This is a genomic window from Arthrobacter arnarulunnguaqae, from assembly GCF_051262515.1.
In the GTDB taxonomy this organism is placed as follows: domain Bacteria; phylum Actinomycetota; class Actinomycetes; order Actinomycetales; family Micrococcaceae; genus Arthrobacter_N.
The window spans coordinates 70,227-86,105 of sequence record NZ_JBIMER010000004.1; the positions used below are offsets into that span (position 1 = coordinate 70,227).

General features: G+C 66.9%; 14 protein-coding genes. 6 read left to right on the forward strand and 8 right to left on the reverse strand.

The window, feature by feature from the left end; genetic code table 11:
• Positions 1-11 precede the first annotated feature (11 nt).
• From ACHAAJ_RS05695 to ACHAAJ_RS05705, 3 genes are all read right to left on the reverse strand, one after another.
• Complete coding sequence (locus tag ACHAAJ_RS05695) at positions 12-1,823, reverse strand: thiamine pyrophosphate-requiring protein (RefSeq protein ID WP_435727030.1); 1,812 nt, start codon at positions 1,821-1,823, stop codon at positions 12-14.
• A 167-nt stretch (positions 1,824-1,990) separates the two neighbouring features.
• Complete coding sequence (locus tag ACHAAJ_RS05700) at positions 1,991-3,496, reverse strand: MFS transporter (protein WP_435727165.1); 1,506 nt, start codon at positions 3,494-3,496, stop codon at positions 1,991-1,993.
• Between the two features lie 74 nt (positions 3,497-3,570).
• Positions 3,571-4,089 (reverse strand): MarR family winged helix-turn-helix transcriptional regulator, encoded by a 519-nt coding sequence (locus ACHAAJ_RS05705; RefSeq protein ID WP_435727031.1) that lies wholly within the window; start codon positions 4,087-4,089, stop codon positions 3,571-3,573.
• A 165-nt stretch (positions 4,090-4,254) separates the two neighbouring features.
• On the opposite strand from ACHAAJ_RS05705, the gene ACHAAJ_RS05710 reads away from it, so the two are divergent.
• The 6 genes from ACHAAJ_RS05710 (at position 4,255) to ACHAAJ_RS05735 (ending at position 10,366) form a co-directional block, all read left to right on the forward strand.
• Positions 4,255-5,127, forward strand: coding sequence for an inositol monophosphatase family protein (locus tag ACHAAJ_RS05710; RefSeq protein WP_435727032.1), 873 nt, complete (start codon positions 4,255-4,257; stop codon positions 5,125-5,127).
• Positions 5,128-5,270: 143 nt separating this feature from the next.
• Positions 5,271-6,575, forward strand: a complete 1,305-nt coding sequence (locus tag ACHAAJ_RS05715; protein WP_435727033.1) for a type III polyketide synthase — start codon at positions 5,271-5,273, stop codon at positions 6,573-6,575.
• Between the two features lie 64 nt (positions 6,576-6,639).
• Positions 6,640-7,365: a methyltransferase domain-containing protein gene (locus ACHAAJ_RS05720; protein WP_435727034.1), complete on the forward strand. Its 726-nt coding sequence runs from the start codon at positions 6,640-6,642 to the stop codon at positions 7,363-7,365.
• 17 nt (positions 7,366-7,382) lie between these two features.
• On the forward strand, positions 7,383-8,597 hold the full coding sequence (locus ACHAAJ_RS05725) for an FAD-dependent oxidoreductase (RefSeq protein WP_435727035.1): 1,215 nt from the start codon (positions 7,383-7,385) through the stop codon (positions 8,595-8,597).
• A gap of 128 nt (positions 8,598-8,725) precedes the next feature.
• A complete protein-coding gene (locus ACHAAJ_RS05730) occupies positions 8,726-9,376 on the forward strand; it encodes a DUF6318 family protein (RefSeq protein ID WP_435727036.1) in 651 nt (216 codons plus the stop codon).
• A 9-nt stretch (positions 9,377-9,385) separates the two neighbouring features.
• Positions 9,386-10,366 carry a hypothetical protein gene (locus ACHAAJ_RS05735; protein ID WP_435727037.1) on the forward strand — a complete coding sequence of 327 codons (981 nt, stop codon included), beginning with the start codon at positions 9,386-9,388 and terminating at the stop codon, positions 10,364-10,366.
• Between the two features lie 138 nt (positions 10,367-10,504).
• On the opposite strand, the gene ACHAAJ_RS05740 is transcribed toward ACHAAJ_RS05735, so the two are convergent.
• The 5 genes from ACHAAJ_RS05740 to ACHAAJ_RS05760 all read right to left on the reverse strand — a co-directional run bounded on the left by ACHAAJ_RS05740 (position 10,505) and on the right by ACHAAJ_RS05760 (position 15,803).
• Positions 10,505-12,118, reverse strand: coding sequence for a 4-hydroxyphenylacetate 3-hydroxylase family protein (locus ACHAAJ_RS05740; RefSeq protein ID WP_435727038.1), 1,614 nt, complete (start codon positions 12,116-12,118; stop codon positions 10,505-10,507).
• A gap of 119 nt (positions 12,119-12,237) precedes the next feature.
• Positions 12,238-12,810: a flavin reductase family protein gene (locus tag ACHAAJ_RS05745; protein ID WP_435727039.1), complete on the reverse strand. Its 573-nt coding sequence runs from the start codon at positions 12,808-12,810 to the stop codon at positions 12,238-12,240.
• A gap of 125 nt (positions 12,811-12,935) precedes the next feature.
• A complete protein-coding gene (locus tag ACHAAJ_RS05750) occupies positions 12,936-13,976 on the reverse strand; it encodes a helix-turn-helix transcriptional regulator (protein ID WP_435727040.1) in 1,041 nt (346 codons plus the stop codon).
• A 72-nt stretch (positions 13,977-14,048) separates the two neighbouring features.
• The gene (locus ACHAAJ_RS05755; RefSeq protein ID WP_435727041.1) at positions 14,049-14,576 is read right to left on the reverse strand and encodes a hypothetical protein; all 528 of its coding nucleotides are present in this window, start codon (positions 14,574-14,576) and stop codon (positions 14,049-14,051) included.
• A 231-nt stretch (positions 14,577-14,807) separates the two neighbouring features.
• A complete protein-coding gene (locus tag ACHAAJ_RS05760; RefSeq protein ID WP_435727042.1) occupies positions 14,808-15,803 on the reverse strand; it encodes a hypothetical protein in 996 nt (331 codons plus the stop codon).
• Positions 15,804-15,879: the final 76 nt, after the last annotated feature.

Sequence of the window (15,879 nt, forward strand, 5' to 3'; positions counted from 1 at the left end):
CGCCTCCCGCCCTACGCCGGGCCTGACGCGCCGTCCCCGAAGAGCCGCTCCTCCTGGGCCACGTACGTGTCCAGCAGGCGCAGGGCGCGCTCCCCCGAGGCGCCCTCCTGCCTCAGCCCCGCGCGCATCGTCTCGGCCTTGCGCGCACCGTGCGGGAAGGGCGGCAGCAGCGGCACGGACGCGTCGGTCTGGACGTCCAGCACCACCGGGACCTTCGATTCGAACGCCTCGTCCCAGGCCGCGCCGAGCAGTTCCGGATCCTCGACCGTAATCCCGCGCAGCCCCAGCACGTCCGCGTATCCGGCGAACGGGAAGGGCGGCAGGTTCTGCGAGGCGGCATACCGCGGGTCGCCCTCGGTTTCGCGTTGCTCCCAGGTGACCTCGGCCAGGTCGCCGTTGTTCAGCACGCACACCACAAACCGCGGATCGGCCCACTGCCGCCACAGCCGTGAAACCGTCACCAGCTCCGCGATGCCGCTCATCTGCATGCCGCCGTCCCCGGCGAGCACCACCACGGGCCTCTCCGGCGCCAACAGCTTGGCGGCCAGTCCGTACGGAACGCCGCACCCCATGCTCGCCAGGGTGCTGCTGAGGTGGGCGGGCACGCCGGGCGGCAGGCGCAGCTGGCGGGCGTACCAATAGACGCAGCTTCCGACGTCGATCGCGACCTGGGCGTCCGCCGGCAGCCGGTCGCTGAGCTCGCGGGCCACGCGCTCCGGGTTCACGGGTTCGGCCGGCGTCGCGGCCCGCTCCGCAGAGAGCCGATGCCAGTCGCCGACGGCCTGGGCGACCCGGCCGGCCCAGTCGCCGTCGGTCCGTGGCCGGAGCAGTTCCAACAACGCCGCCAGCGTGCCGGCGGCGTCGCCGACCAGCCCCACGGAGACGGGGTAGCGGTTGCCGATCTTGCTCGCGTCGTTGTCGATCTGCACCGCGCGGGCGGCGCCCGGCGGCGGGTAGAACTCGGTCCACGGGTCGTTTGATCCTACGATCAGCAAGGTGTCGCAGTGCTCCATCAGCCATCCGCTGGCCGACGTTCCGAGGTGGCCCATCACCCCGGTGCTGTAGTCCGCGGTCTCGTCGACGTGCGGCTTGCCCAGCAGGCTGGTGGTCACACCGGCCCCGAGCCGCCGGACGACGGCCTCGACCTCGTCCCGGGCGCCCGCCGCGCCCTGGCCGACCAGCAGCGCGACGCGGCGCCCGGCGTTGAGCAGCTCCGCGGCCGCCTCCAGCTCCGCGCGGCGCGGCGCCACGTGGGGCCGCTCGAACCTCGGCGCTGTCACCACCGTGCCATGTTCGCGCTCGAGTTCCGGCGCCGGCATCTGCTGCACGTCGTGCGGCACCACCACCACGCACGGGGACGACGTCGCCAGCGCCGTCCGGAACGCCCGGTCCAGCACCATGGGCAACTGCTCCGGATCGGACACCTGCTGGGAAAACCGCGCGGCCACGTCCTTGACAAGGGTCACGAGGTCGATCTCCTGCTGGTATTGCGAACCCAGCACGGACAGCTCCTGCTGTCCGACGATCGCCACCACCGGCACGCCGTCCAGCTTGGCGTCGTAGAGCCCGTTGAGCAGGTGGACCGCGCCGGGCCCTTGCGTCGCCGTCACGACGCCGACCCCTCCGCCGTATTTGGCGTGGGCCACGGCCATGAACGCCGCGCTTTCCTCGTGCCGGGCCTGGACGAACTCGGGTCCGTTCTCCGCCCGCCGCAGGGCTCCCAGGAACGTGTTGATCCCGTCCCCGCTGTAGCCGAAGACGCGCTTGACGCCCCAGGCTTCGAGGCGTTCCACCATCGTGTCCGCCACCAGCCGCTGTTCCATCGACCCCGCCCTTCGGTCTTCGTCGTTGTCCGCCGCGTCGTCTTCCCTGCGTTCCTTATCCTTAGTACCACCCGCCCGCGGGGCGCCTGAAGACATAGAACGACGCCGGTGCCACGCCTCGCGGCCGCAAGGCGCGGCACCGCCGTCGTGCCGGTGGGTTCCGCCGGTCAGACGGACCGGCGCAGCGGGACCTCCTTGATGCACAACACGCAGACGAACGCCACGAGGGCCACCGCGGCCGAGATCAGGAAGACGGCGGCCGTCGCGTCCCCGAATGCGCCCTGCACGATCGACTGCACGTTGTCCGGCAGCGCCGAGACGTCCATGGTGGACACCCCGGCGACCGGGCTGCCGCCGCCGTCGGGCGCGATCAGGTGGGCGGCGCGGAGTCCGTCCAGGGTGAGCGTGCCGACGCGTTCGGAGAGCACGGCGCCGAGGACCGCGACGCCCGACGCCCCGCCGACGGAGCGGAAGAACGCGACGGACGAGCTGGCCGTGCCGATCTGGGTGACCTTGACCGTGTTCTGCACGGCCAGGACCAGGTTCTGCAGCATCATGCCCATGCCCAGGCCGTTGAGCAGCATCCCCAGCGCGAGGATCCAGTACGGCGTCGCGTGGGTCATGGTGCCCAGCAGCCCCAGGCCGGACACGTTCAGCAGCGAACCGACGACCAGGAAGACCTTCCAGCGTCCGAAGCGGCTGATGAGCTGGCCGGAGACCACGGACCCGACCAGGTTGCCCAGGATCATGGGCAGGGTGAAGACGCCGGCCATGGTCGGCGTCGCGCCGGCGGAGAGCTGGAAGAACTGGCCGAGGAACGCTCCGGAGCCGAACATGCCCACGCCGATCGCGATCGAGGCGACGATGGCCAACGCGGTGGTGCGCTGGGCGATGATCTTCAGCGGGATCACCGGTTCCGGGACACGCGATTCGACGAAGAGCAGGACCACGATCATGGCCAGCGAGGCCCCGACCATGGCGGCCGTCTGCCACGAGGCCCACGCGAAGTGGCCGGCCTGGCCCACGAAGGACACCCAGATCAGCAGCGTGCTCACGGACGCGGTGACCAGCGTGGCTCCGGCCCAGTCGATGTAGACCTTGCGCGGGGTGTGCTTCAGGTGGAGCGTCTTGTGGATCAGCACCATGGACAGCAGCGCCAGGGGGATGCCGATCCAGAAGGTCCACCGCCAACCCAGGGGCGTGTCCACGATGAAGCCACCGAGCAGCGGCCCTCCGGCCGTCGCGACGGCCATGACCGCGCCGAAGTAGCCGGAGTAGCGGCCGCGTTCGCGCGGCGGGATGATGCTGCCGATGACCGCCATGCCCATGGCCGTCAGGCCGCCCATCCCGAGGCCCTGGATGACGCGCGCGCCCATCAGCATGGGGATGTCCTGGGCGAAGCCGGCCAGCAGGGATCCGATGACGAAAATGAGGATGCCGATCTGGGTCAGCTTCTTCTTGTCGAAGAGGTCCGCGAGCTTGCCCCAGATCGGCGTGCTGGCCGCGTTGGCGAGCAGGGCGGCGGTGATGACCCACGCGAAGTCGGTCTGCGAGCCGCCGAGTTCGGCCATAATGGTCGGGAGGGCGATGGACACGATCGTGGCCGCGAGCATGGCGGCGAAGAAGCTGGCCAGTACGCCGACGAGCGCGCGCAGGACCTCCTTTTGGGTCATCTGCGGGATGTCGGCCAGTGCGTCGCGTTGGGGCGGCGCGGCCGCGGCGCCCGTCCGGGGGTCGACGCCGGCGCTCACTTCGCGCCCCCGTCCGACTCGCGGGCGGCTGCGTGGCCGGTGGCCGCCGGGCCGGTTGCGCCGGCCGATTCGCGGGCGAGTCCCTCGCGCAGCACTCCCGAGATCTCGTCGAGGAGTGCGACGGCGTCCCGCGCCCGGGCCTCGTCCCAACCGTCCAGCAGTTCCCCGAGCAGCTCCGCACGGCGCGCCAGACCGCGCTCGACGGCGGCGTCCCCTTGCGCGGTGAGCCGGAGCAGTTGAGCCCTTGCGTCGACGGGGTCGGCCTCGCGAACGACCATCCCGGCGGCCTCGAGTTCGGTGACGTGGCGGCTCAGCGCGGCCGGACCGACGCCGAGCCGGCGGGCTATGTCGGTGGCCCGGACCGGCTGGCTGTCGCGCACCCGGCCGAGGACCGCCTGTTGGCCGATGCCCGGCTCCCCCGGCCGCACGCCGGCGTACGCGACGCACTTGAGGACCTGGTGCAGGGACTGGACGCTGCCGACCAGATCGGCTGCCGTGGCGGCGTGAAGCGGCACGGGACTTCCCTTCGGGGGTGTTGATGCGGGATTCAAGGATCGGGCCGGGCCTTCTGATAGTTGACGAAGGCGAATATTGCCTCAAGCAACCATAACCTGTTTTAGTTGCCCCTGTGAAGTAATGTGCCGCACCTCACCGGTCGTCCCGGCCGCTAGGCTGGCTTCGTGGATGCTTCCCAGAACGCCCGCCAACTGTCCGCCAACCTCCGCCGGATCGCCGAGGACGCCGCCACCGGCGTCGGGCCGATGCTCCGGGCGGCCTTCCGCTCCGACTTCCGCATCGACGAGAAGAAAAACCACCACGATTTGGTGACCGAACACGACCGCGCCTCCGAGGAGGCCATCGCGGCGCACCTGTTCGCCGCGGAGCCGGACAGCCGGATTCTCGGCGAGGAGGGCGGCCACCGCGGATCCGGCCGGATCGAGTGGATCGTCGACCCCATCGACGGCACCAGCAACTTCGCGCACGGCGTCGCGTTCTTCTGCGTCTCCATCGCCGCGGCGCTCGACGGCGAGCTGCTCGCCGGCGTCGTCTACGATCCCGTCGCCGAGCTGGTGTTCGCCGCCGACCTGGACGGCGCCTACCTCAACGGCGAGCCCCTTCGCCCCGCCGGCCAGTCCGACGAGGCCAGGGCGTCCATCATGACGGACTACCCCTCCGCCGAGGCCCTCGCGCTCGACGGGCAGCTGGGCCTCGATTCGTTCGCCGAACTGGTCACCACGTACGCGACGCTGCGCCGCAAGGTGAGCGGCGCGCTGATGCTCGCGCACGTCGCCGCGGGGTGGGCCGACGTCACGATGGGCCTGGACACGAACCCGTGGGACATCGCCGCCGGGGCGCTGATCGTCCGCCAGGCCGGGGGCACGTACCTGCCGTTCCGCTACGACGACGAGGACCGCCCCGCGCAGGAGGCGCCCTGCTACGTCGCGTTCGCCCCCGGGTCCAACGCGACGACGGCGGTGCGCATCGTCGGGGACATCGTCGCCGCCCGCCGCGCCTCCCGCCCGGCGCCGCCCGCACTTTTCGACGAAGGCTAGCCCCGCCCTCCCCCGTTTCGACGAAGGTAGATGTCCGGATTCGGCCCAATAGCGACATCTACCTCAGTCGAAACGGGAGGGGCCGACAGCTGCCTTCGTCGAATCCGCTTTACGCGCGGTGGGCCCACACCTAGGCTCAGGACATGCCCGTCATGTTGCGCACGATCCAGACAGCCGTTCCGCCAACGATCCTCCACCAGGACCAGGCGCGCGACGTGTTCGCCGCCCAGCCCGGCCTCACGCGCCTCGGGCAGCGGCTGGTCGCCACGTCCTTCAACTCCGCGCAGATCAGTACGCGTCGCACCGCCGTCACCGAACTGACCGTGGACAACGATTCCGCGGAGCCCGTGTTCTTCGACGCCCGCAGCGGCCTGCTGCTGAGCCCGAGCACGAAGGTCCGCAATGCGATCTTCGCCGAGCAGGCCGGACCCCTGTTCATGGAGGCCGGCGGCAAGGCTCTCGCCGCGGCGGGGCTCGGCCCCGAGGACGTCACGCACGTCGTCACGGTTTCCTGCACCGGTTTCTACAATCCCGGGCCGGACTACCAGCTCGTCCGCGCGCTCGGCCTGTCCCCGTCCGTGCAGCGCTACCACCTCGGTTTCATGGGATGCTACGCCGCCTTCCCGGCCCTGCGCGCGGCCAAGCAGTTCTGCGTAGCCGAGCCGAACGCCGTCGTGCTGGTGGTTTGCGCCGAGCTCTGCTCGCTCCACGTGCGCAGCTCCAACGACCCGGACACCATCATGGGATCTGCGTTGTTCGCCGACGGTGCGTCGGCCGCCGTCGTGACGGCGCGGGACCTGCCCGACGTCGGCGCTTCGCTGAGTTTGGACCACTTCGAAACCGTGCTCACGCCGGTCGGCGAGGATTCGATGGCGTGGAACATCGGCGACGAGGGATTCGAGATGGTGCTGGGGACCTACGTGCCGCACATCATCGACGACCACATCGTCGGCGCCCTGGAGCCGCTGTTCGCGCGGGATCCGTCGTTGGCGGGGACGGAGTTCGGCGACGTCGCGCACTGGGGAATCCACCCCGGCGGCCGCGCCATCCTGGACCGCGTGCAGAACCGGTTGGGGCTGTCCGACGCGCAGCTCGTGCCGGCCCGGCGGGTCTTGCGCGACTACGGCAACATGAGCAGCGCGACCGTGATGTTCGTGCTCAAGGACATCCTCGACGCCGCGGAGCAGCCGGTGGCCGTGGCGGTGGGCGCGGGCGAGGCCGTCGTTGCGGGGGCTGCCGACGCCGCAGTTGTCGGGGCTGGCGAAGCCGTCGCCACCGGCGCTGGGGGCGGCGGGGGCGCTGCAGGTGGAGACGATTCCGGCGGGGACCATCTGTCCGTGGCCCGCGCCGCGCGCGACGGCGACCGCGTGTGCTCGATGGCGTTCGGGCCGGGGCTGACGGTGGAGACGGCGCTGATGACGGTTCGCCTTCCCGATGCCGGGGCTTAGGCGCCGGCTGCCGCCGCGCCTCGGGTGGCCGCCGCGGGCCCGTCCGCCGCGGCTCCGTCCGCCTTTGGCGGCCCGTGACGCCACCGCCGTCGAGGAGATGGACCGCGCGGACGCCGACCCCGCGACGCTGCGCCGAACCTATGCGGCGTTTTGGCCGGTCAATTGGTGCTTCTCGCGCCCGGGACAGCTCTACGCCGAGTTCGTGCGGCCCCACCTGGCGCATGGCCGGACGGGCACGGTGCTCGATGTCGGTTCCGGCGGCGGCGACATCGCCGCCTACCTTGCCCGCCGCGCGGACCGAGACGGGTATTCGCTGCGCGTCACCGGCGTCGACCCCAACCCGGCGGCCCACGCATTCGCGGCGGCGACGCATCCGGACGTGGAGTTTCGGCGGGCCACGAGCACCGACCTCGTCGCGGAAGGGGCGCGGTTCGACGTCGTTCTGTCCAACCACGTGTTGCACCACCTCACTCCCGCCGAATTCGAGGCACTGCTCCGCGACTCCGAAGAGCTGGCGGTCCATGCGGCGGTGCACGCTGACCTCCGCCGGTCGGCCGTGGCGTACGCGTTGTTCGCTGTCGCGGCCTTGCCGTTCGCGGTCCGCACGTTCATCCGGCGCGATGGGCTGACGTCGTTGCGCCGGAGCTATTCGCCGTCGGAGCTGCGGGCCGTTGCGCGGGCCGGGTGGAGCGTGGAGACGCGCGCGCCGTTCCGCAACCTGTTGGTGTTCCGCGGCGCGGGAAACGCAAGGGGCACCGGCGTCGTTCGCCGCTCCGTGGCCGGGGACTGATCGGGATCGGATCGTTCATGAGCGCCGACGGACCGGTCCTGATCGCCGGCGCGGGTCCCGCGGGGCTGTGCCTCGCCGTCTTGCTGGCGCAGCGCGGTGTGGCCGTGCGGGTGCTGGAGCCCGCGGTCGTTCCGGACGTCCACTCGCGCGCGATCGGTTTGCACCCTCCCGCGCTCGACGTGCTGGACCTTGCCGGAGTCGGGGGCCGGGCCGTAGCCGGGGGGGTCCGGATCCGGGACGGCGTGGCGCTGTCCTCCGGACGCGAGGTGGCGCGGATCGATTTCGGCGCGGTTTCCGGCCGTCATTCGTATGTGCTCGCGCTGCCCCAGGCGCGGACCGTGGCCCTGCTCGCCGAGCGGCTGGAGGAGGTCTCCCCCGGCTCGCTGGTCCGCGGTCGGCGGGTCACCGGGTTCAGTGTTGCCGGTTCCGCGGGCGGTGCTGGGCCAAGGGACGGCTCCGGCGCGGTCGCCGCCGTACGTGTCCGCACCGATGGCGGAGCGGACTCGGAAGCAATCGAAGGTGCCCGCCGGCTGGTCGGGGCCGACGGCGTGCGGTCCGCGGTCCGGGGGGCGGCGGGCTTGGCGTTCCGCGGGCGCGCCCATCCGGACCGTTACGCGATGGGCGACTTCCCAGACACGACGGGTTTCGGATCCACGGCCGTCCTCTTCCTGCACGCCGCCGGGATTGTCGAGAGTTTCCCGCTACCCGGCGGAACGAGGCGCTGGGTGGTGCGGTTGCGCGGGATGGAGGAACCGGCGCCGTCCGCCGATACCCCGCGATGGATCGCCAAGGAGGTGCTCGCGCGGACCGGGCACTCGATCGACGCTGCGGGCTGCACCATGACGAGTGTTTTCGGGACGCGGCGGCGGTCCGTGGCGTCGATGGTCGCGGGCGCGGGCCTGGAGACCGCGGGGTCGGTGGTGCTGGTCGGTGATGCGGCGCATGAGATCAGTCCGATCGGCGGTCAGGGCATCACGCTGGGCCTGCAGGACGCGGCCGCTGTGGCGGAGCTGATTAGCGGGGGTACCGCCGGGCCCGAGGAATGGGCCGCCTTCTCGCGAAACCGGCTGTCCGCCGCTCGGATCGCCGGACGCCAGGCCCATCTGAACATGGCGCTGGGGCGACCGCTGCCCGCTTCGGTGCTGGCGATTCGCAACGGCGCCATGCGGTTGGCGTTGTCCGTTCCGGGCGTGCGGGACGGGGTGGCTCGGCGGTTCACGATGGACTTCTAGATTCGCCTATCGGTGGTTTCGACGTGCGTCATGAAGCGTCTGGCACCTGTGGACAACTCTGCGGGGATGCCTTTTTCGCGTTATGATCGATTTACATGGAATGTCAATATTCAATGCACGAGGGGCCCATGAGTACGATCGCAACCGCCCGCTTCCGCTCCGCACTGGCCGTAGCCGCCGCAGGGTGTCTCGCACTGACAGCCTGCGCGGGCTCTCCCGAGTCCGAGGGGAGAACTTCGGAGCCAGCGACGCCCAGCACAACTGCATCGTCCTCGGCACCAGCCACGTCCAGTGCCCCACCACGTCCCCAGGCGGCCACATCGTCGTCCCCCGCCAAGAACCTCCCGAAACCGAAGATGCCGGCGGAAGCCAAGGAGTTCACTAAGGAGGGGTACGAGGCCTTCGTCAATTACTGGTTTGAGGCGCAGAACTACGGCATGGCAACTGGGGACACAGCGCCAATGGACAAGGTCTCGATGGAAAAATGTGGAATTTGCGTGGAGCGAGGCAGAACCATGAAGGACGCGTATGCAGACGGGGGGTGGATTGTCGGTGGTGACATCAAGGTGACTGAGTTCTATACGCCGCTTCAAAAGGACATTCAGGATCTCTACCAAGCAGCCGTCCAACTCCGTGAATCCAAGAGCCAACCTTTCTCACCAGCAGGTCAGCCAATCCCAGACGGGCTGACAAAGGCGACTACTCATGACTTGAACTTCCATGCAACTTATTCGAAATCCGGTGGTTGGAAGATGGCCGCCCTCGTAGGGGACGAATAGGGTCGCCCCGTGACTAGGATTCTGGGGTCAATCAATGCGAGCAAATGGTACTTGCCCGCTATATCGGTGGTGGTGGCGTTCAACTCGATTTGGACCGGGAACAGCGTGCCTAGCGATTCGCCTGAAGTCGGCCTCAACGCGGACCGTATAGAAGTACGCAAATCTAACGTGGCCGATTACATCGCCCCAGGCGACGCCCCCGCCGGACAGGAGAGTGGCAAGTCCAACGGTAACCGTGGTACCGCATTCGGCACCACAATCGACGAAAATACGCCGATGACTACTTGGGCTCCCTACTGCGCGAACGTATCCACCGGAAACATAGACATCAGTTGCATGACCCAAATGAAAGATCGATGCGGACCCGATGCTGTGTTCGTTTCCTATTACACATACACACGCCGCACTCCCAATCTTGTTCCAGTGGGCCGCCAAGGATGCGAGGGTAGCCAAGAAATCCCCGTCACAGCCACGGATTCTGATGACACGCTCGTAGTACTGACAGCCCAAGACTTCCAATCGTTGCCCATCCAGCCCTCAACGATCGAAATGGATTTGGAAGGCTTTTCGCTGCGGAATGCGCACACCAACATCTATGCCTCGTCCGCAACCAGGACGCTGACGACGACGATCCTTGGACAGTCAGTTGCCGTCCGAGCAATCCCTTACGAGTACCGGTGGAACTACGGTGACGGTTCTAGGCGGACGACCACCGACCCCGGTGCGCCGGTGAATGGCGAACTATTCGAAACGGAAACGGCCACCAGCCACGTCTACGCTGAAACAGGCGACTACCCGATCGGGCTGACCACTGTTTACACCGGACAATTCTCCGTAGCCGGCGGCCCGTGGATGCCGGTCGCCGGGATGGCCATGGTTCCCAGCCCCGGCGCCGAGGTGAGCGTGTGGCGGACCAAGAAAATCGTCGTCGACTCGAGCTGCGAGGAGAACCCCAACGGCCCCGGATGCTCCTCACCGTTCGACGAATAGTCGTTTGGGCAGAATTAGGACTAAAGACTCGCGATGTCTGGGTTCCCCACCGCCGACGGACACACTTGAAATACTGCAGCCCACCGGTCCCGCGCCTGAGCGCGGACCCCGGCGGGCCGCCGTCGTACTCTATTGGTCTCAGCTCCGTTTGAGGAAGATGCTGACGTCGTCGTTGTTGATGAGGTCCGGCGCCGTCCAGCCGTCGAGGTCGTATTCGGCCATGCAGGTTTCAGCGAAGCCTGTCATCATGTCGGTGGTTCCTTGCGCTTGGGCAGCGAAGAGGATTTCGGCCTTGACGTTCTCGTGGTTGCCGGAGTAGTTCCGTTCGTAGAGTTCGTGACGGCCGCCGAATTCGGTGCCGATCGCGTCCCATAGCAGTTTCATGAGCTTGACTCGGTCCACGGCCGTGATGCCGTCGGAGCCGCGGACGTACTTGTCCAGGTAGGGGCGAATCTCGGGGGTCTTGAAGTCCAGGGCGGAGGAGTTGAGGTAGATCAGCCCGGACGCGACGTCCTGCTCGATGATTTCCTTGATCCGGGGGTAGCCGGTGGCCATGAACATGCGGTATGAGAGCCCGTAGTCGAGTTTGGGCAGCACGGTCCCGTCCGGTCCCCCATCGGGGTTCAGCGCCATCGCGTCGGCGAGGGCGTAGAACATGTTCCGCCACCCAAGGACCTCTCCGGCGCGGGCCTGGACCCCGCGGAAGTCCTTAGTCCCGGCGATCTCCAGCGCTTTCAGCAGCAGCCCGGCGATGAAGTCGAGCTTCACGGCCAGACGGATCACGCCCTGGAACGTGAACCGGTTGATGAACCCGGTCTGCGGGAAGAAATTGTTGATCTTCTCCACGTCGCCATACGCGAAGACGTTCTCCCAGGGGATGAGGACCTTGTCGAACACGAACACCGAATCGTTCTCGTCCAGCCGGCTCGAGAGCGGGTAGTCGAATGGGGTGCCCATCACCGCGGCCTGGTGCGAATACGAGGCACGGGAGATCAGCTTAACGCCGGGAGCGTCCATCGGGACGGTGCAGATCAGCGCGAACTCCTTCTTCTTGATCGGCAGCCCGTAGTGGGCGATGAAGTTGTACTGGGTGATGGCCGAACCCGTCGCCACGACCTTCGCCCCGGAAACGACCAGCCCGGCGTCGGTTTCCTTCTCAACCTTCATGAAAACGTCCCCGACCTGGTCCGGGGGCAGATGGCGGTCCACCGGCGGGTTGATGATCGCGTGGTTCCAGTACAGGACCTTCTCCTGGGATTCCTTGTACCAGCGGTTCGCGTTGTCCTGGAACGGTTCGTAGAAGTCGGGCATCCCGCCCAGGGTCCCAAGGAACGCTCCCTTGTAGTCCGGGGAGCGTCCCATCCACCCGTAGGACATCCGCGCCCACGTCTCGATCGCCGTCCTCGATGACTTCAGGTCCTCCACCGAGCGAGCGGCCTTGAAAAACGGGTGGGTCAGCCCGCCGGACCCGGTGTCCGTGGGCACCAGGAGCTTGCCCGAAACAGCCGGATCGTGGAAACCGTCGTACAGCCGCGCGGCCATCCGGATCGAGTTCCTGAACGCCGGATGCGTCGTGACGTCCTTGACCCGTTCGCCATAGATCCAGACCTCGCGATCATCACGCAACGACTCGATGTACTCGTCGCCGGTTTGCGGCAACAACGGGTTCGCCGGCTTCGTCCGCTCCGACATATCCGGCACCGACGTGCCCTGTGTGGAAGCGCTGGACGGGGTTTCGAGAGTTTCGGTCATGACGAGGTCCTTTCATTCGTCCGCAGGCAACGTCGCCGTGCGGCACGCGGGTTCTGTGATGATTCGGGCTACGGATCGTTTATCTGGCGGGATGAAGGTGGGTTGGGAATGCGACCGGGCTAGACCGAGGCCAGTGGCCGCAGTGACGCGGCGCCGGCGATCCACCCCGCCGCATAGCCGTCGCCACACTGCTCCCAAGGGGCTCCGCCGACGAGTCCGCCCAGGTGGTGGAACTTGCCGCCGAAAAACAGCAGCGGTTCCTCCGGGCTGATATCGAGGGCCACAACTTCGCCGACGACGATCAGATGGTCGCCGCCGTCGTACACCGCCCATGGGCGGCACTCGAGGGTCGCGGCATTGCCCGCGAGGACAGGAACACCGGTTGCGCTGTTCCCCCAACCAGGTCCGTTGCGCATCGGCTTGCCGGCAAAGTGGAGGCAGGTGTCCAGTTGAGTTTGGGCCATCACATTGATTGCGAATGGGCGGTCCTCAACCAGCGTCGAGACCTTGGAACTGCGCATCAGCGTGACCTGCGCCAAGGGCGGATCCAAGGAAACAGATGTGAATGCGCTGACCGTTGCGCCGTGGTCGGCGCCGTCGTCGGACGTCGTGGTCACAACGGTGACACCCGTACCGAAACGGCCAAACGCATGACGCAAATCCCGGGGATCAATCGCTGTTGATGCGGACATCGGATGCTCCTGTGGACTGGTGGACTACTTGACCCCTCCAGCGTGTCCCGAATCACAGGGTATGCGGCGTCGCCGGTCGGATCCTGTCCGGTGCGTGCTCGAACATGTCCGGCTAGTGCAAAAAGTCAGACGCGCTCAGGTGCCGCCTCACAATACCGGACCTTCCTCACCGGTGCCCCGAGTTCAACCCCTTGGCTCCGCGGTGTCGGGAGGGCCGAGGATTTTCGGTCCGCTGAGGGCGTCGTCTCAAAGCGGGACTTGTAGGCACGTGCGAAGTAGGCCTGCGATGCGAAGCCGCTTCGTGCGGCTACCGCGGCAACCGGCGTCCTAACTTCCAGAGGATCCGTCAGTAGTTGCCGAGCTCGATCGAGTCGTCGTTCCAAAATGTAGGAACTGGGCGGCGACCCAACGTCGGCGAACAGCCTGGCCAGATGTCGTTCGCTAATGCCGACGGTCGACGCGACTTTGGCCACGCTCAGGTCGACGTCACCGAGGTGGTCGTCGATGTAGGAACGAGCGGCAGTCAGGTGCCCGACCCCGGTTCCACAGCGGTCTCCCGCCAGCATGACCGACAGCAACTCAATCGCTGTGAACTCAGTCTCCCCGGCGTCCCCCGGAGCCGCGAGCGCTTCGGACACCAGTTTCGCCAGGGCGAACGCCCTACGATTAGCCGGTTGTTCCTCACGGAAATCGAAGACAATCGGCTTGTTCAGGGGCCGTCCGCCGGTGATCTCCAGGTAGTCCTCGCGCGGAATGGTCAGCACCATTTCGCGCAGCCCCTTGCTGAACCCACGCAGGAACGGTCTGTCGACGTCGTAGATCACGGCTTGCCCCGGGCGCAGGACCTCGAACCCTTCCTTGTGATAGAAGAACGCCTCGCCCTCGAGCGCGAAGAATACCGCGACGGCATTCATCGGGTGCTTGCGGATGAACGCCTCATTGCGTTCGACAACCTGGTTGCTGCCCTTGACGGAGGCAAGCTTGAGGGAGGGGAAGTGGAGATTGATCTCGGCGGCGCGCAGCGGCTGGTCATCCATGGTGTGGATGTCGAGAGCGATGAGCGCCTTGGCGTTGTGGTGCTCCCACAACTGAACCCGGTTGACCGGCTGGATGCCATCTGTCGAGAATCGTAGGGACGTGACGCTGCGTGGCTGCTCGGGAATCATGAGACCTAAAGTGTAACGACCGTCACGTTCACTGACGAGTCCATGCAGTCATTATGTCGGGCGGCGATGGCGTCAGGGCAACCCGGCTTCTGCGATTACACATTCCACCGAGGCACGGGCGCCACTGGCGGACTGCTCCGAGACGAGCATCCCGGAGTCGTCCAGGATGCGGCATCTAACCTCGCCGGTCACGCCCGGATCGTTGTACGCATACATGACTCCAAAGAGTTGGCTGGCCTCGACATCAGTCGAAAATCGACCGGTGACGCTCTCCGTCTGTACGTTCTGAATGTCGTTGGTTATGTAGCTCACGACGTAGGACTCGCCGGACGCCTCGAACGTGTAGGACTCGGACTCGCCGGCCACCGAAGTCACGGAATTGACGAGGAAAACGGCAAGGACAGTCTGCACGATCGCCGCCAGCAAACCGAGCGCGCCGGTGACAATTCCGACAATCGCGAAGACCTTATTGGGACGCCTTTTCAACAGAGCCACGCTGCCGAGAACAATCGCCACGGGGCCCAGCACGAAGGATAGGAATCCAACGGCCGGAATCACACCGAAGAAGACGGCGACAATCCCGACCACCAGAGCCGCCACGGTGAGACCCGAAGCCTTTTCGGGCTCGTTAGACCCGTAGGTCTGGGGTTCGGACTGGCCATACCTCGGCGCTGGTCCCGGTGACGGTGACGGTGACGGTGGAGTGTACGGATTGGACATGAGTCCCCCTGGAATCTGTGTGTGATGCGGAAATAAAAAGTACTGCCGAGTGGCGAGGGCTTGCGACGCTTCACGTCGACGTCGATGGGCCAGTTGGGCACCGGTTGGTACTTACGCGACCTGCCGGAATGCATCTCTCGCCGAGGCGAGATGCGCCGTCACCCGTCCGCGCAGCCCGGACTCGTCGAGCTGATCCCACCAAATGTTCAGCACTCGGATCCCCTCTTCGGCGAGCGCGGCTTCACGCTTCCGCTCTTGGATGAGCTTCTGGTTCGTGGGCGATTCCATGAAGTACTTGCCGTTCCCATGAGTTTCGATGGCCAAACGGAACTCGGGCCATGCGAAGTCCGGACGGAACAGGCCTCGGCGCGTCTGAACCTCCCACTGGAGAACAGGCGGTGGCATCCCCCACTGGTGCAAGAGGACCCGCAACCGGCCTTCCGCCACGGACTCCGATCGACCATCGGCGAACTCCAAGGCCGTTCGGCCCCGTCGAACGCCTCGCGCTTTAGGGCGGGCGTCCAACATTTCCGCGACCTTCGAGCGTTGCAGTCCTCCGCGGAGCGCCGAGTCGGCGAGAATCACAGCCGATAGGAACGGCATCGTCATCAAACAATCGGTGACCGTGCGTTCGATCCCTGTGAGGCTGAGTCCCTGTGAGCGTCCAACATGGGCGCCCGTCAGCATCGAATTATGCGAGACAACGCGCTGTCCGAAGACGCGAGAGCCGACGCTGGCACGCTGGACGACGTGCAAGTTTCGGTCAACGCCCCACACATCGAGCCCCCAAAGCCGCGCTGCCGAAGCGAAACCGAACACGGTCTGCCCGCGTGCGCTTCTGGCTTGGGCATGAAGGCTCACCACGTCCTTCTCCCACGGGGCGAGACGTGCGACGTCGGCTCCGGGCAAGTAAACACCGTGCCTCACGCGAACCAGTTCTCCGCTGGCCAAGGACTTTCTCAGCTCGGCCGCCCCGATGTCCCGCCGCTTGAGATCGGACAAACCTTCAAGGTGGGACACCGCCGTATCCACAGCGCTGGCCCCGCCCTGAGGGTTCTCCCACGCGTCCGCGCCGGGTCCAGTTTGTCGGTTGGTTACGTCCTTCATGGTGCGAGCCTGCCACCTACAGCTTCCCGGCCAGGGCGGCAAACGCAATCTGTGGATAAGCCAGCAGGGCGCAGGA

Bases quoted from the DNA above. Each gene is read 5' to 3' on its own strand.
- ACHAAJ_RS05695 (WP_435727030.1), bottom strand. From the start codon at position 1,823: ATGGAACAGCGGCTGGTGGCGGACACGATGGTGGAACGCCTCGAAGCC.
- ACHAAJ_RS05700 (WP_435727165.1), bottom strand. From the start codon at position 3,496: ATGACCCAAAAGGAGGTCCTGCGCGCGCTCGTCGGCGTACTGGCCAGC.
- ACHAAJ_RS05715 (WP_435727033.1), top strand. From the start codon at position 5,271: ATGCCCGTCATGTTGCGCACGATCCAGACAGCCGTTCCGCCAACGATC.
- ACHAAJ_RS05725 (WP_435727035.1), top strand. From the start codon at position 7,383: ATGAGCGCCGACGGACCGGTCCTGATCGCCGGCGCGGGTCCCGCGGGG.
- ACHAAJ_RS05730 (WP_435727036.1), top strand. From the start codon at position 8,726: ATGAGTACGATCGCAACCGCCCGCTTCCGCTCCGCACTGGCCGTAGCC.
- ACHAAJ_RS05740 (WP_435727038.1), bottom strand. From the start codon at position 12,118: ATGACCGAAACTCTCGAAACCCCGTCCAGCGCTTCCACACAGGGCACG.
- ACHAAJ_RS05745 (WP_435727039.1), bottom strand. From the start codon at position 12,810: ATGTCCGCATCAACAGCGATTGATCCCCGGGATTTGCGTCATGCGTTT.
- ACHAAJ_RS05750 (WP_435727040.1), bottom strand. From the start codon at position 13,976: ATGATTCCCGAGCAGCCACGCAGCGTCACGTCCCTACGATTCTCGACA.
- ACHAAJ_RS05760 (WP_435727042.1), bottom strand. From the start codon at position 15,803: ATGAAGGACGTAACCAACCGACAAACTGGACCCGGCGCGGACGCGTGG.